Origin of the sequence: Exiguobacterium sp. s59 (assembly GCF_018617475.1) — a bacterium.
GTDB classification, from domain to species: domain Bacteria; phylum Bacillota; class Bacilli; order Exiguobacteriales; family Exiguobacteriaceae; genus Exiguobacterium; species Exiguobacterium aestuarii.
The window spans coordinates 502,610-517,850 of the sequence record NZ_JACSKG010000001.1; the positions used below are offsets into that span (position 1 = coordinate 502,610).

Consider the following 15,241-nt stretch of genomic DNA (forward strand, 5'->3'; position numbering starts at 1 on the left):
GACAGCGTAAGCGGTCACCTTCATTTGTCGAATTGGCATAAAGGGGGGAATACGGACCCGTGGAAGCAAATCAAAAAATGCAATTATTGTTGAGTGATCTTGGCATCACGACAGAGACAGACCTATTCGACCAAGCAGAGCTCTCACGACTCGTCGTCAATAAAAAACGACGAACGTGGACGTTTTATTTTACATTTCCAACAGTCTTACCGTACAACGTACATCAATTGTTCATGAGTCGGTTAGAAAATCGTTACGCGACGTTCGCAGATGAAGTGTATGCTCGGTTCACGACAGCAAAAGGTGGAAGTGAGCAGGACTATATCGATTACTGGCCACGCATCGTCAGTGAATTGAGCCAAGTGTCCGGTGCGATGCGAAGCTACTTCGGATCGGTGTCACCACGATTTGAACAAAACAAACTGTTGATTCCGGTGCGGTCCGGACCTGAGGCAAGCTATGTGGACAAAGAACTCTGTCAAGAGGTCCAAGCGCTCTATAGCGCTTATGGCTTCACGAAAAAACCGTGTCAGGCACATTTCTCTGAAGATGCGGAGGCTAGTCAAGCTTTACGTGAACAAGTCGTTCAAGAGGACATCGAGCAGGCAAAGATGGCGCTTGCGGCACAGTTCGCCAAAGCGACGGAAACGAACGATGAACCAATCACAGAAATTCGGATGGGTGCACTCATCAAAGATGAAATCGTCCCAATCAAGACGATTATCGAAGAAGAACGCCGCGTCGCGATTCGTGGTCTCGTCTTCTCTGCGGAGCGGAAGGAACTGAAGAGTGGGAAAAAGCTATTCACCTTCAAAATGACGGACTATACGGATTCGCTCATCGTGAAAGTATTTGCGCGCGATGATGATGACGACCGGATGCTCAGTGCCGTCAAAAAAGGCATGTGGATTCAAACCGCAGGACGGGTCGAGGATGATTCGTTCATGCGTGAACTATGCATGATGGCGTCACAACTCCAAAAAGTAAAAGTCGAGCCGCCTCGAGATGAGTGGGAAGGTGAGAAGCGGGTCGAACTCCATGCCCATACGCAGATGAGTCAAATGGACGCGGTTACGAACGTGTCCGCGCTCGTTGCACGTGCTGCGAAGTGGGGGCACCGTGCGATTGCCATCACTGACCACGCTGGTGTCCAAGCGTTCCCGGAAGCGTATTATGCCGGGAAGAAAAATGACATCAAAGTGCTATACGGAGTCGAGGCAAACGTCGTCAACGATGGCGTCCCTGTCGCTTATCATGCGAGTGATGTGTCACTTGACGACGCGACATACGTTGTCTTTGACGTCGAGACGACCGGACTTTCTGCCGTCTACAATAAAATCATCGAGCTCGCTGGTGTCAAAATCAAGGACGGGGAAATCATCGATCGCTTCGAGGCGTTCGCTGACCCGAAACACGCGTTGTCGGCGACGACGATCGAATTGACTGGAATCACGGATGATATGGTTCAAGGGCAGCCTGACCCGGAAGTCATCACGAAACAGTTCGTCGAATGGTGTGGTGACAGTATTCTCGTCGCCCATAACGCATCGTTTGATATGGGCTTCCTCGAGGCGACACTCCGGAGCGGAGGACATGAACCGGATGATTACCCGGTCATTGATACACTCGAACTAGCTCGTACGTTGATGCCGACACTGAAAAATCACCGACTGAATACACTCGCGAAGCGATTCGATATCGAATTGACCCAACATCACCGTGCGATTTATGACGCCGAGGCGACAGCCTATTTGTTGATGAAGCTACTCGACCTCGCCAAACAGATGTTTGAGATGACGACGCACCGTTCGTTGAACGCAAAAGTTGGGAGTGACGTGTCGAAAATTCGTCCGTTCCATGCGACGATTTATGCGAAAAACAAAAAACCGGGGCTTCGTCACCTATACGAACTCATCTCACTCTCCCATATCGATTATTTATATCGAATGGCACGCATGCCACGTTCAGAACTCGTGAAACGTCGTGAGGGACTATTGATTGGTTCAGCTTGTGACAATGGTGAGATCTTTGACGCTGCTTTGAACAAGTCGGATGATGAACTCGAGAAGATGATGTCATTTTACGACTTTATCGAAATCCATCCACCTGCGCTTTATCACCATTTGATTGATAAAGAGATTGTCGCAAACGAGATGGAGCTCCGAGAAATCATTAAGCGAATCATTCGCGTCGCCGAGAAGGCCGAGTTACCGGTATGTGCAACGGGAAATGTGCACTATTTGGACCGGTCTGACCGGTCGTATCGTGAGATTTTGATTCGTACCCAAGGTGGAGCGAACTTTATTAATACACGTAAAGAGTTGCCACACGCCCATTTCCGGACGACGAAAGAAATGATGGAAGAGTTCAAGTTTTTAGGTGAAGACTTGGCACGTGAAATCGTCATCACGAACCCGAACGCGATCGCCGATCAAATCGAATCGATTCAAATCATCCCGGATGACTTGTATACGCCGAAGATTGAAGGGGCGGATGATGAGGTTCGGAATATGAGCTACGACATGGCTCGTTCGATTTATGGTGACGAGTTGCCTGAAATCGTTGAAGCACGTCTAGAAAAAGAATTGAAGTCGATTATCGGTCACGGATTCGCGGTCATTTACTTGATTTCACATAAACTCGTTAAAAAGTCGTTGGATGACGGTTACTTGGTCGGTTCGCGTGGGTCGGTCGGGTCTAGTCTCGTCGCCACGATGACGGAAATCACTGAAGTTAACCCGTTGCCACCACACTATGTCTGTCCAAACTGTCAGCATTCACACTTCTTCAACGACGGTTCGGTCGGTTCGGGATATGACTTACCGGATAAAGAATGTCCGGAATGTGGTACGTGGTACAAAAAAGATGGACATGATATTCCGTTCGAAACGTTCCTTGGATTCAAAGGAGACAAAGTACCGGATATCGATTTGAACTTCTCGGGTGAATACCAACCGCATGCCCACGCCTATACAAAAGTATTGTTCGGCGAAGAGTATGTGTATCGTGCTGGAACAATTGGAACAATCGCGGATAAGACGGCATATGGATATGTGAAAGGTTATGCGACCGAGAACGACAAGATTTACCGAAACGCAGAAGTCGATCGGCTCGTCTCTGGGGTCACTGGCGTGAAACGGACGACGGGGCAGCACCCGGGTGGGATTATCGTCGTCCCGGACTACATGGACATCGCGGACATCTCGCCGATTCAGTATCCGGCGGATGACAACTCGTCAGAATGGAAGACGACACACTTTGACTTCCATTCGATCCATGACAACTTGTTAAAGCTCGATATTCTCGGACACGATGACCCGACCGTCATCCGGATGTTACAAGACTTGTCAGGGATTGATCCGAAGACGATTCCGACAGATGATCCGACGGTTATGAAAATCTTCTCGTCTCCAGAAGTACTCGGGGTGACGCCAGAACAGATTGAGTCGAAGACCGGTACACTCGGGATTCCTGAGTTCGGGACGAAGTTTGTTCGTCAGATGTTAGAAGAGACGAAACCGTCCACCTTCTCAGAACTTGTTCAAATTTCAGGTCTGTCTCACGGGACGGACGTTTGGCTCGGGAATGCGAACGAATTGATTTATAACGGAACATGCGAACTGAAAGATGTCATCGGTTGTCGTGATGACATCATGGTTTATCTGATCTATGCAGGACTCGAACCATCCTTCGCTTTCAAAATCATGGAGTCCGTCCGTAAAGGGAAAGGTCTCACGGATGAGATGGAGTCGGAGATGCGGGAGAACGATGTGCCGGAATGGTATATCTCATCTTGTAAGAAAATCAAATATATGTTCCCGAAAGCGCACGCGACGGCTTACGTCTTGATGGCCGTCCGAATCGCATATTTCAAAGTGCATCATCCAATCCTGTACTATGCGACGTACTTTACCGTTCGCGCTGGAGACTTTGACTTGTCTGCGATGATCAAAGGTCCTCAAGCCGTCCGCAAAGCGATGTCGGATATCCGTGAGAAAGGGTTCGATGCAACCGCGAAAGATAAAGGGTTGCACACGGTACTCGAACTTGCGCTCGAGATGCTTGAGCGGGGCATGAAGTTCCAAAATATCGACTTGTATCGTTCGAGCGCGACTGAGTTCTTGATTGAGGACAATACGTTGATTCCTCCTTTCAATGCGGTCGATGGACTCGGGACGAATGCGGCAAAAGCCATTGTCGAGGCGAGAGAAGAAGGACAGTTCCTCTCGAAAGAAGATTTGCGTAAACGAGCGAAGCTGTCGAAAACGGTCATTGAGACACTTGATACGATGAAATGTCTTGAAGGCTTGCCTGATGAGAACCAACTCTCATTCTTTGATTTTGGGGTGTAAGTTGCGATTTGTCGGGAAAATATGATATATTGGTATCGAACAAAGTTGGATACTACGACGGAAAGGAGTAGGGAACCCTACTCCTTTCTTGTATGTAAAAGCCAGAAGGAGGGATGAGAGTGTCCAAAATAACAGAAGTCGTTGAATCGATTGCGTTGCCAATCGTCGAACGAGAAAACATGGAATTGGTCGATGTGGAATTCGTAAAAGAGGGTCCAGACTATTTCTTGCGCGTTTATATCGATAAACCAGGGGGCGTCGATTTAGACGATTGCGTCAATATCAATGAACAACTCTCGGAAAAACTGAACGAAACCGATCCGATTGAACAGGCTTATTATCTTGATGTCTCGAGTCCTGGTGCGGAGCGTCCGCTGAAAAAGCCGAGCGATTTCGAACGTGCAGTAGGCAAAAACGTCTACATGAAAACGTTCGCTCCGATCGATGGTGCCAAAGAGTTTGAAGGAATTTTGACGGCATATGATGGGGAAACGGTCGTGATCGAGACACGCATCAAGACAAGAAAAAAAGCGGTATCGCTACCGGTAGACAAAATTGCACAAGCCCGCTTAGCGGTCACGTTTAGTTAAGGAGAGGGAAGAAGATGGGTCCACAATTACTCACTACAATCGATCAGATTGCCAAAGAAAAAGGAATTGATAAAAATATAATTATCGACGCTCTCGAACAAGCGCTCATTTCTGCTTATCGTCGAAACGTCGCAAACCCGAACGAGCATGTGAAAGTCGAGTTCGACCAGGTGACAGGAGATATCCGTGTCTACGCACTTTTAGAAGTTGTAGAACGTCTCACACAACCAGACCAACAGCTCTCGCTTGAAGAAGCACATGAAATCGACCCGAACTATGAGCTCGGTGATTTCCATAAAGAAGAAGTCACACCAAGTGATTTTGGACGTGTTGCGGCGATGACTGCGAAACAAGTCGTCACACAGAAAATGCGTGAAGCTGAACGCGAACGGATCTACAACCACTTCGCTGACAAAGAAGATGAAATCATGACAGGGATTGTTGAGCGTTTTGACCCGCGCAACTTGTATATCGGTCTTGAGAATAACATCGAAGCGGTCCTTACTCCGAACGAACAAATGCCGAACGAATCGTATCAGATTCATGACCGTATCAAAGTATACGTGACAAAAGTCGATTCGACGACAAAAGGTTCTGGTGCTGCGATTCAAGTATCGCGTACGCACCCGGGACTTTTACGCCGTCTCTTCGAACTTGAAGTACCAGAGATTTCAAACGGTACAGTCGATGTCATGTCTGTGTCACGTGAAGCAGGAGACCGTTCGAAGATTGCCGTACACTCGGATATCGTTGACCCGGTCGGCGCATGTGTCGGACCGAAGGGACAACGCGTCCAAACAATCGTCGACGAATTGAACGGGGAAAAGATTGATATCGTTCGTTGGTCTGAAGACCCGAAAGAGTTCGTTCGAAACGCACTTAGCCCGGCGCAAGTCGTTGCCGTCTATGTCAATGAGCCTGCAAAATCGACAACGGTTGTCGTACCTGACTATCAATTGTCACTCGCAATCGGAAAACGTGGTCAAAACGCGCGTCTCGCTGCGAAGTTGACTGGTTGGAAAATCGACATTAAGAGCGAGACAGATGCGGAAGCGCTCGATTTGTTCGATACGTTCGCTGAAAAAGTTGAATCAGAGCCAGAAATTGTTCAAAATGAAGTTGAACAAGACTTATCAGATGCTTCAGTTGAAACAGCTGTGGTGAAAGAAGAGGAATGACCATGAAGCAAAAGAAACTTCCTTTGCGCAAGTGTGTGGTCACACAAGAAATGCTCCCGAAGAAAGAATTGATTCGTGTCGTTCGAACGCCTGAAGGTGACGTAGTCATCGATCAGACCGGTAAAGTGAACGGTCGCGGTGCCTACTTATCAAAAGATCTCGATGTCGTTCGTCAAGCAGAGAAAAAACGGACGCTCGATCATCATTTGAAAGTAAAAACGAGCGATACCTTGTATGAACAGTTGAAAGCTGTCGCAGGTGACGAATCATGAGTAAGTGGGAATCATTGTTAGGCCTTGCCGCTCGAGCAAGGAAAGTAACGATGGGAGAAGAGTTTGTATTAAAGGATGTGCGAGCGGGTCGTGCCAAGCTCGTCATTCTAGCCGGAGATGCAGGTGACTCGACGAAAAAACGAGTCACCGACAAATGTGCATCTTATCAAGTGCCGTTGATTGAAGTGAGTGATCGCTATACAATCGGGGCCGCGCTTGGGAAAGATATGCGTGTCGTCGTATCGGTGACAGAATCCGGATTTGCGAACAAGCTTAAGCAACTTCTCTCTTAACTATTAACGGAGGTGGATGCTTTGGGAAAACGCGTCTATGAATTTGCAAAAGAACAGAATGTAACGAGTAAACAAGTCATTACTCAATTAGAAAAATTGAACAAACCGGTGAAAAACCATATGGCCGTTCTCGATGATGAGACAGTCAAGCAGTTGGACCGTGTGTTCAATCCAGAAAAATATCGTGCTGAGAAGCAAGCGGAAGCGAAAGCTACTTCAACTTCGAACGAACCGAAACAAGAGAAAAAAGAACAAGCACGTCCGCAAGCGGCACAACAAAACCGTGGCGGTCAAAACAATCGCGGTGGTCAAAATCGTAACGACAACCGTAACAACGACCCACGCAATAAAAAACGTGGAAAAGGGAAAGGTAAAGGCAAGCCGGTAAAAGCGGCAGTGCCACAAGAAGCCGATCCAAACTCGAAGACAAGTCAGCGTAAAGCGGCTCGTCTCGCACAAGAAGCAGAGATGGGGAACGTCATCAAGTATGACGACGTGCTCAGTGTCTCTGACCTTGCAGAAAAAATGAACAAAAAGCCGAACGAGATCATCATGAAGTTGATGGGTCTTGGCGTAATGGCGACAATTAACCAGACGCTTGACGACGAAACGATCGAATTGCTCGCTTCTGAGTTTGGCTTTGAAGTAGAAAAAGAAGTCGTCGTGGACGAAACAGACTTCGAAACAGTTGAGATTGACTTCTCACAATATGATCTTGAAGAGCGCCCAGCGGTCGTCACAATCATGGGTCACGTCGACCACGGTAAAACGACACTTCTTGACTCGATTCGTAACACGAAAGTCGTCGCAGGTGAAGCAGGTGGGATCACGCAACATATCGGTGCGTACCAAGTCTCTGTAAACGATAAGAAAATCACATTCCTCGATACGCCAGGTCACGCGGCGTTCACAACGATGCGTGCACGTGGTGCGGAAGTGACAGATATCGCCATCATCGTCGTTGCGGCTGACGATGGCGTCATGCCACAAACGGAGGAAGCGATCTCGCACGCGAAAGCAGCGAACGTTCCAATCATCGTTGCGGTCAACAAAATGGACAAAGAAGGGGCAAACCCTGATCGTGTCAAACAAGAATTGACGGAGTTCGGTCTCATTCCTGAAGAGTGGGGCGGCGAAACGATCTTCGTTCCGATTTCTGCCATCAAAGGTGAAGGAATCGATGAATTGCTCGAGATGATTCTTCTCGTATCTGAAGTCGAAGAGTACAAGTCGACGCCAGACATGCCAGCTCGTGGATCAGTCATCGAAGCGAAGCTCGACAAAGGTCGCGGACCTGTCGCAACACTTCTCGTTCAACACGGTACGCTTCGTATCGGTGACCCAATCGTCGTCGGTAGCACGTTCGGTCGTGTCCGTGCAATGGTTAACGACATCGGTCGTCGTGTGAAGCAAGTCGGTCCATCGACACCGATCGAAATCACAGGTTTGAACGATGTGCCACAAGCCGGTGACCAGTTCATCGTCTTCGAAGATGAGAAGAAAGCACGTGCCATCGGGGAAAAACGTTACCAACGTTACCTCGAATCACAACGCCGTGAATCAGCGAAAGTCAGCCTTGACGACTTGTTCAGCCGTATTCAAGAAGGTGAAGTGAAAGACTTGAACGTCATCATCAAAGCAGACGTACAAGGTTCAGCTGAAGCATTGGCTGGTTCACTCCGCAAGATTGATGTAGAAGGCGTTAAAGTCAACATTGTTCACCAAGGTGTCGGTGCAATCACAGAAGGTGACGTCATCCTCGCATCAGCGGCGAACGCTGTCATCATCGGTTTCAACGTTCGTCCTGACGGTAACGCCCGTTCAATGGCGGAACAAGAAAATGTTGAAATGCGTCTCCACCGCATCATCTACAACGCGATCGAAGAAATCGAGAGCGCGATGAAAGGGATGCTTGACCCTGAGTTCGTCGAAGAAATTACAGGTCAAGTCGAAGTCCGTGACGTCTTCAAAGTATCGAAAGTCGGTACGATTGCAGGTTGTTATGTGACTGAAGGTAAGATCACACGTGACGCTGGTGTCCGTGTCATTCGCAACGGAATCGTCGTATATGAAGGCAAGCTCGATACGCTTCGCCGCTTCAAAGATGACGTGAAGGAAGTTGCGACTGGATATGAGTGTGGAATTAAAGTAGAGAAATTTGATGACATTAAAGTAGAAGATGTCATTGAAGCGTTCGTCATGAAAGAAGTCGAACGTAAATAATGTGAGGAGGGATCACGTATGAAAATTCGTGCCCAACGTGTTGCCGAGCAAATGCGTAAAGAGATTACAGACGTCTTATTACGGGAAGTGAGTGACCCACGTACAAAAAACGCTACAATCACAAGTGTTGACGTGACAGGGGACTTACAACAAGCAACGGTCTATTATACGGTGCTCGGTGATGAGGAAGATGTGAAAGCAGAAACGCAAGCAGGTCTCGACAAAGCGAAAGGATTTATCCGTCGCGAAATCGGGAACCGCATCCGTCTTCGTAAAACACCAGAAATCTCGTTTGAGTACGATTCATCGGTCGCATATGGTAGCCATATCGATTCATTGATTCGTGATTTGAACAAAGATCAATAACTTGAAAGGGGGACATCGTTCTCCCTTTTTTGTATGGAGGGATGAAATTGGAACCGAACGGAGTGCTTGTACTCGATAAGGACCGTGGCATGACGAGTCATGACTGTGTGTTCAAATTACGAAAATTGTTTCAAACGAAAAAAGTCGGTCACACGGGTACGCTTGACCCGGAAGTGACAGGTGTGTTGCCAATCTGCTTAGGACGCGCAACGAAATTATCTCGTTTTATAACTGACGAAGGTAAGCGTTACGTGGCCGAGGTGACGATTGGCACCGCTACGATGACGGAGGATGCGCATAGTGAGGTCGTGGAGCAAAAGGACGTCGCACCGAATGGGTTGGATGAAGCTCAGATTGATGAAGCGATGCGTCAATTAATTGGGACGATTGAACAAATCCCACCGTATTATTCGGCTGTCAAAGTAAATGGGAAGAAATTGTACGAGTATGCCCGAAAAGGACAGACTGTAGAACGCCCACGTCGGATGGTAGAGATTCACCGTCTAGAACGGACGAGTGGATTGACGTTTGAAGAAGGAGTATGTCGTTTCCGAATGGAGATCGATTGCGGAAAAGGGACGTATATTCGTACACTTGCCGTTCAAATCGGGGAGAAGCTGGGTTACCCTGCCCATATGAGCGAACTCAGACGGACGAGTTCTGGGTCATTCGAGGAGGCACATGCCGTATCGCTTGAAACGCTACAGGCACTCGAGACTGTCGAAGAACGAATGGCGCATGTCATCCCGCTCGAGGATGTCATCAAACGTTGGCCTGCCATCACGATCCCAAAGAATCGGGAACGCTATATTCGCAATGGTGGGAAGTTGAACGGCGTTTCGCTCGAATTTGAGTTATTTACTGTCTATAATGAAGAAGGAATCCCTCTTGCTTTATATCGAAGACAAGATGGAACGACAGACGCTACAGTCGAGGTCATGCTGGCCATCGACTAAGGGGGAAATTGACAGTATGGAAACAAGACATCTCACCTATCCTGAAACACCTGACCTGTATCCATCGGTCATGGTGCTTGGTTTTTTTGATGGTGTTCATAAAGGACATCAAGCCGTAATCAATCATGCCAAACGCGTGGCAGCGGAACATAACCTTCCGGTGACGGTCGTCACGTTCGACCCACACCCGAAACAAGTGCTTTCGAACAAACCGGACGCGGTCCGTTATATCACACCTTTATCTCGGAAATTGAAGCGAATCGAAGCGCTCGGTGTCGAGCGGTGTCTCGTCTTGACGTTTACGAAAGAGTTGGCTGGATTATCCCCTCAACAGTTTGTCGACGATTATTTGATTGCTGCGGGAGCCGTACATGTGACGGCAGGATTTGATTACTCGTACGGCAAGTTTGGCGAAGGGACGATGGAAACACTTCCATACCATTCGCGTGATCAGTTCACGACGTCCGTCGTTACGGAACAGACGATGGATGGAGAGAAGGTATCCTCGACTCGGATTCGTAAACTATTGGCTGAAGGTCACGTTGACGCAGCACATGAGTTACTCGGTGCCCCATATGTCATCTGCGGTGAAGTGATTCACGGAGATGCGAGAGGGCGAACGATCGGATTTCCGACTGCGAACGTGTTGATGGACGCCTCTTATGTCATGCCACGACTCGGGGTGTATGCGACACGCGTCACGCTCCCAGACGGCCGGACGTTCAAGGCGATGACAAACGTCGGACGTCGCCCGACTTTTTATGAGACGGGAGCAGTCTCTGTTGAGAGTCATCTCTTTGACTTTTCGGAGGATTTGTACGGGCAAGTGATTGAGATTGAGTGGATTCAATATATCCGCAACGAGCGAGCGTTCGATGGGTTGGATGCATTGGTCGCTCAACTAAAACAAGATGAGGTGTCGGCACGCTCAATCCTATCTTGACTTTCGGTTGCGGTTACGCTATCCTTGTCAAGTACGCAAAGTACACCGTTTCGCTTGGCTGGTCGATTCACCAACGCCGGCTCGGCAACACGGCAATTTTTTATTAAATGGAGGTGGAGAGGCAATGGCACTCTCAAAAGAACGTAAAAACGAAATTATCGCGGAATACGCGACTAAACAAGGTGACACTGGTTCACCGGAAGTACAAGTGGCAGTGTTGACTGAACAAATCAACACATTGAACGCTCACCTTCGTACACACAAGAAAGACCACCACTCACGTCGCGGTCTCTTGAAAATGGTTGGACGTCGTCGTAACTTGCTTACGTACCTTCGTAACAAGGACGTTACGCGCTACCGTGAATTGATTCAACGCCTCGGTCTCCGTCGTTAATCGATCGAGACTGTTTAACGGGCTGGGACAACGTCCTAGTCCGTTTCTTCTTTTTTAAGGAAAATGATTAGACATTCGTAAGATAGAGTTACATAATAAACTAGATAAGGTTTGAGAGGAGAATGTACATGTTAGGTACGAAACAAGTATTCTCTACAGAGTGGGGCGGACGCCCATTGTCTGTAGAGGTCGGTCAACTTGCGAAGCAAGCAAATGGATCGGCGCTCGTTCGTTATGGCGACACGGTCGTCCTTGCGACAGTTACGGCTTCAAAAGCACCAAAAGATTTAGACTTTTTCCCATTGACGGTCAACTATGAGGAAAAATTGTATTCAGTCGGTAAAATTCCAGGGGGATTCCTTCGCCGTGAAGGACGTCCGGGGGAAAATGCGATTTTGACATCACGTCTCATCGACCGTCCGATTCGTCCGCTCTTCCCAGACGGATTCCGTCATGACATCCAAGTCATGATTTACGTCATGTCGAACGACCCAGACTGCTCGGCAGAGATGGCGGGAATGCTCGGAACGTCAATCGCACTCTCGATTTCAGATGTACCGTTTGATGGCCCAATCGCAGGTGTTACTGTTGGACGTGTTGACGGCGAATTCGTCATCAACCCGACAACGGCTCAAATGGAGAAAACAGACCTTGAGCTTCAAGTTGCCGGTACATCGACTGCAATCAACATGGTTGAAGCTGGTGCGAACGAAGTGCCAGAAGACGTCATGCTTGAGTCAATCTTGTTTGGACATGAAGAAATCAAACGCTTGATTGCCTTCCAACAAGAGATTACAAATGCAGTTGGCAAACCGAAGTTTGAATATACGGTCTCGAAATATGATGAGGCATTCACAGCTGAACTTGAAGCAGCTCGACCAGAAATCGTCGAAGCGGTTCAAGTTGAAGAGAAGCATGCTCGCGACGAAGCCATCAACGAAGTGATTGCGAAATATGTGGCATTGTATGAAGAGCGTCTTGCTGATGAGCCATCAAAACTTGGAGAAGTTTCAGGCATCTTGAACAAGTTCGTCAAAGATGAAGTTCGTCGCTTGATCACGGTCGACAAAGTGCGTCCAGACGGTCGTCGTCCGGATGTCATCCGTCCGCTCGCTTCAGAGGTCGGATTGCTTCCACGTGCACACGGTGTTGGTCTCTTCACACGTGGTCAAACACAAGTTATGTCGGTTGCGACGCTCGGTGTCATCGGTGATGCACAAATCATTGATGGAATCGGTTTAGAAGAGAATAAGCGCTTCATGCACCACTACAACTTCCCACCATTCTCGGTCGGTGAAGCACGTCCGGTCCGTGCACCAGGTCGTCGTGAAATTGGTCACGGAGCACTCGGTGAACGCGCACTCTTGCCAATCATTCCAAAAGAAGCAGATTTCCCGTATACGATTCGTCTCGTATCGGAAGTGCTTGAGTCAAACGGTTCAAGTTCACAAGCTTCAATTTGTGGATCGACGCTCGCCTTGATGGATGCTGGTGTACCAATCAAAGCGCCGGTCGCTGGGATTGCCATGGGTCTCATCATGGAAGGAGAGCACTACACGGTCTTGACAGACATTCAAGGACTCGAAGACCATCTCGGTGATATGGACTTCAAAGTTGCTGGAACGAAAGACGGGATCACTGCCCTTCAAATGGATATCAAGATTGCTGGAATCACGCGTGAAATCTTAGAAGAAGCACTCGAACAAGCTCGTGTCGGTCGTCTACACATCCTTGACCATATGCTCGAAACGTTAGACGCACCACGTACACAATTGTCGAAATATGCACCGAAAATTATCACGATGACAATCAACCCGGATAAGATCCGCGATGTGATTGGACCAGGTGGTAAGATGATCAACAGCATCATCGACCAAACAGGCGTCAAGATCGACATCGAACAAGATGGAACGGTGTTCATTGCTTCGACAGACCAAGAAGGTATCGATCTTGCGATGAAGATGATCGGGGACATCGTACGCGAAGTCGTCGTCGGTGAAGTATTTGATGCAACGGTACGCCGCATCGAGAAGTTCGGCGCGTTCGTCGAGCTCTTCAAAGGAAAAGATGCACTCGTACACGTCTCAGAATTCAGCCTAGAGCGTGTCGCGAACGTCGAAGACGTCGTGAAGCTCGGTGATACGATTCAAGTTAAAGTTACAGAAATTGATGATAAAGGTCGTGTCAACGCATCGCATAAAGCGCTCATCTTAGAAGGATTGTCTCCTGAAGAGCGTGAAGCGTATGAAGCGAAACGGAAGGCTGCACGTGAAAGCCGTCCACCTCGTGAAGGCCGTCCGCCACGTCGTGACGGGGACCGTCGTCCACCGCGCTCGACAAATTAATTATTCTGGCCATCGTCTTGGTGCGATGGCCTTTTTCATAGGAGTGAGAATATGGAATGGATGACACTACAAAACGGTGTCCGCGTCATCATCGAACCGATTGAAGGCTCTCGCAGTACGTCGACCGGTGTCTTTATTAAAGCCGGAACACGAACGGAGTCGTTTGAAAACATCGGGATCAGTCATTTGATTGAACATATGTTGTTCAAAGGGACGTCGTCGAAAAACGCGAAAGAAATTGCTTCCTTTTTTGATGAACTCGGTGGAAGCGTCAACGCCTTCACCTCGAAAGACCATACTTGTTTTTATGTGAAGACACTTGACGAACATGCGGTCATGGCGCTCGACGTCTTGACGGATATGTTATTTGATTCGGTACTTGATGAGACCGAATTAGAGAAAGAGAAACGGGTCGTCGTGGAAGAAATAAAAATGTATGAGGATACGCCAGAAGACCTCGTCCATGAACTGTTGGCGATTGCGGCATATCGTGATGATATTCTCGCACAACCAATTCTTGGAACAGAGGAGAGCGTCAATCGATTGACGCGGGATCAGCTCGTTGACTATTTACAAGAGCGATACGTGGCAGAAGAAATTGTCGTCTCCATCGCTGGACATGTCTCTGAAGAATTGATGGAGGCAGTGAAGCGTAGGTTTGCCAACATCCCTTCTAGGGAATCGTCGAAAGAACTCACTCAACCAGAACTGTTCGATGACACGTTGACGAAACGAAAGGAAACGGAACAGGCGCACCTCTGTTGGAACTACGAGGCCATTTCGGCAACGGATGACCGGTTACCCCACTTGGCACTCATGAACAATGCCATCGGTGCGACGATGTCCTCGCGCCTGTTTCAATCGATTCGTGAAGAAGAAGGATTGGCCTACTCGATTTATTCATACTACACGACGTTTGCGGATCATGGGACGTTCACCATCTATGTCGGAACGTCACCAGACACGTTGAATCAAGTCGAATTCATTTTAGAGAGAGAATTGAAGCGTCTCTTCGAAGAAGGATTGACGGATGAAGAAGTCGATAAAGGGAAACGCCAATTAAAAGGTTCACTCGTCCTAGGGAATGAAAGCTCGAGCGCACGCATGAACCGAAATGGTCGAAACTTGCTGTTACTCGATGAAGTAGAGCCGATCGAACACGTGATTCAAAAAGTGGAGCGAATCGAGCGCGATGAGGTCAATGCATTGATTCGTGAAGTATTGACACATCAACCAGCGAAGTCATACGTCCTCCCAAACGAAGCGTGACTTGAAACCGAATTGTAAGTTCTCTACACTGATTAAGAGGTATTCTTTAGTTTGGATAGG

12 protein-coding genes are annotated in these 15,241 nt (G+C 48.2%); all 12 read left to right on the forward strand.

Annotation, left to right across the window (positions count from 1 at the left end):
* The first annotated feature begins 59 nt into the window (after positions 1-59).
* Entirely contained in the window at positions 60-4,352 is a 4,293-nt protein-coding gene (locus tag KNO91_RS02620) for a PolC-type DNA polymerase III (RefSeq protein ID WP_214815927.1), read from the forward strand.
* 113 nt (positions 4,353-4,465) lie between these two features.
* A complete protein-coding gene (gene rimP, locus KNO91_RS02625) occupies positions 4,466-4,942 on the forward strand; it encodes a ribosome maturation factor RimP (protein ID WP_214788732.1) in 477 nt (158 codons plus the stop codon).
* 14 nt (positions 4,943-4,956) lie between these two features.
* On the forward strand, positions 4,957-6,120 hold the full coding sequence (gene nusA / locus KNO91_RS02630) for a transcription termination factor NusA (RefSeq protein ID WP_214691843.1): 1,164 nt from the start codon (positions 4,957-4,959) through the stop codon (positions 6,118-6,120).
* Positions 6,117-6,392, forward strand: coding sequence for an RNase P modulator RnpM (gene rnpM, locus KNO91_RS02635; RefSeq protein ID WP_214788727.1), 276 nt, complete (start codon positions 6,117-6,119; stop codon positions 6,390-6,392). The genes nusA and rnpM overlap by 4 nt, the downstream gene beginning before the upstream one ends.
* On the forward strand, positions 6,389-6,685 hold the full coding sequence (locus KNO91_RS02640; protein ID WP_214788724.1) for a YlxQ family RNA-binding protein: 297 nt from the start codon (positions 6,389-6,391) through the stop codon (positions 6,683-6,685). The genes rnpM and KNO91_RS02640 overlap by 4 nt, the downstream gene beginning before the upstream one ends.
* A gap of 21 nt (positions 6,686-6,706) precedes the next feature.
* Positions 6,707-8,908, forward strand: coding sequence for a translation initiation factor IF-2 (infB, locus tag KNO91_RS02645; protein WP_214788721.1), 2,202 nt, complete (start codon positions 6,707-6,709; stop codon positions 8,906-8,908).
* A gap of 18 nt (positions 8,909-8,926) precedes the next feature.
* A complete protein-coding gene (gene rbfA / locus KNO91_RS02650; RefSeq protein WP_015881430.1) occupies positions 8,927-9,274 on the forward strand; it encodes a 30S ribosome-binding factor RbfA in 348 nt (115 codons plus the stop codon).
* Positions 9,275-9,315: 41 nt separating this feature from the next.
* The gene (gene truB, locus KNO91_RS02655; protein ID WP_251126020.1) at positions 9,316-10,230 is read left to right on the forward strand and encodes a tRNA pseudouridine(55) synthase TruB; all 915 of its coding nucleotides are present in this window, start codon (positions 9,316-9,318) and stop codon (positions 10,228-10,230) included.
* Between the two features lie 16 nt (positions 10,231-10,246).
* Positions 10,247-11,173 (forward strand): bifunctional riboflavin kinase/FAD synthetase, encoded by a 927-nt coding sequence (locus KNO91_RS02660; protein WP_214794039.1) that lies wholly within the window; start codon positions 10,247-10,249, stop codon positions 11,171-11,173.
* A 124-nt stretch (positions 11,174-11,297) separates the two neighbouring features.
* Positions 11,298-11,567, forward strand: a complete 270-nt coding sequence (rpsO, locus tag KNO91_RS02665; protein ID WP_074034662.1) for a 30S ribosomal protein S15 — start codon at positions 11,298-11,300, stop codon at positions 11,565-11,567.
* A 128-nt stretch (positions 11,568-11,695) separates the two neighbouring features.
* A complete protein-coding gene (gene pnp, locus KNO91_RS02670) occupies positions 11,696-13,912 on the forward strand; it encodes a polyribonucleotide nucleotidyltransferase (RefSeq protein ID WP_214815933.1) in 2,217 nt (738 codons plus the stop codon).
* Between the two features lie 51 nt (positions 13,913-13,963).
* Complete coding sequence (locus tag KNO91_RS02675) at positions 13,964-15,181, forward strand: M16 family metallopeptidase (RefSeq protein WP_214788709.1); 1,218 nt, start codon at positions 13,964-13,966, stop codon at positions 15,179-15,181.
* Positions 15,182-15,241 lie beyond the last annotated feature (60 nt).

Excerpts from the sequence above, each read along its gene's own strand:
- rnpM (WP_214788727.1), top strand. The coding sequence starts at position 6,117 with ATGACCATGAAGCAAAAGAAACTTCCTTTGCGCAAGTGTGTGGTCACA.
- rpsO (WP_074034662.1), top strand. The coding sequence starts at position 11,298 with ATGGCACTCTCAAAAGAACGTAAAAACGAAATTATCGCGGAATACGCG.
- KNO91_RS02640 (WP_214788724.1), top strand. The coding sequence starts at position 6,389 with ATGAGTAAGTGGGAATCATTGTTAGGCCTTGCCGCTCGAGCAAGGAAA.
- rbfA (WP_015881430.1), top strand. The coding sequence starts at position 8,927 with ATGAAAATTCGTGCCCAACGTGTTGCCGAGCAAATGCGTAAAGAGATT.
- rimP (WP_214788732.1), top strand. The coding sequence starts at position 4,466 with ATGAGAGTGTCCAAAATAACAGAAGTCGTTGAATCGATTGCGTTGCCA.
- pnp (WP_214815933.1), top strand. The coding sequence starts at position 11,696 with ATGTTAGGTACGAAACAAGTATTCTCTACAGAGTGGGGCGGACGCCCA.
- truB (WP_251126020.1), top strand. The coding sequence starts at position 9,316 with ATGAAATTGGAACCGAACGGAGTGCTTGTACTCGATAAGGACCGTGGC.
- KNO91_RS02660 (WP_214794039.1), top strand. The coding sequence starts at position 10,247 with ATGGAAACAAGACATCTCACCTATCCTGAAACACCTGACCTGTATCCA.
- nusA (WP_214691843.1), top strand. The coding sequence starts at position 4,957 with ATGGGTCCACAATTACTCACTACAATCGATCAGATTGCCAAAGAAAAA.
- KNO91_RS02675 (WP_214788709.1), top strand. The coding sequence starts at position 13,964 with ATGGAATGGATGACACTACAAAACGGTGTCCGCGTCATCATCGAACCG.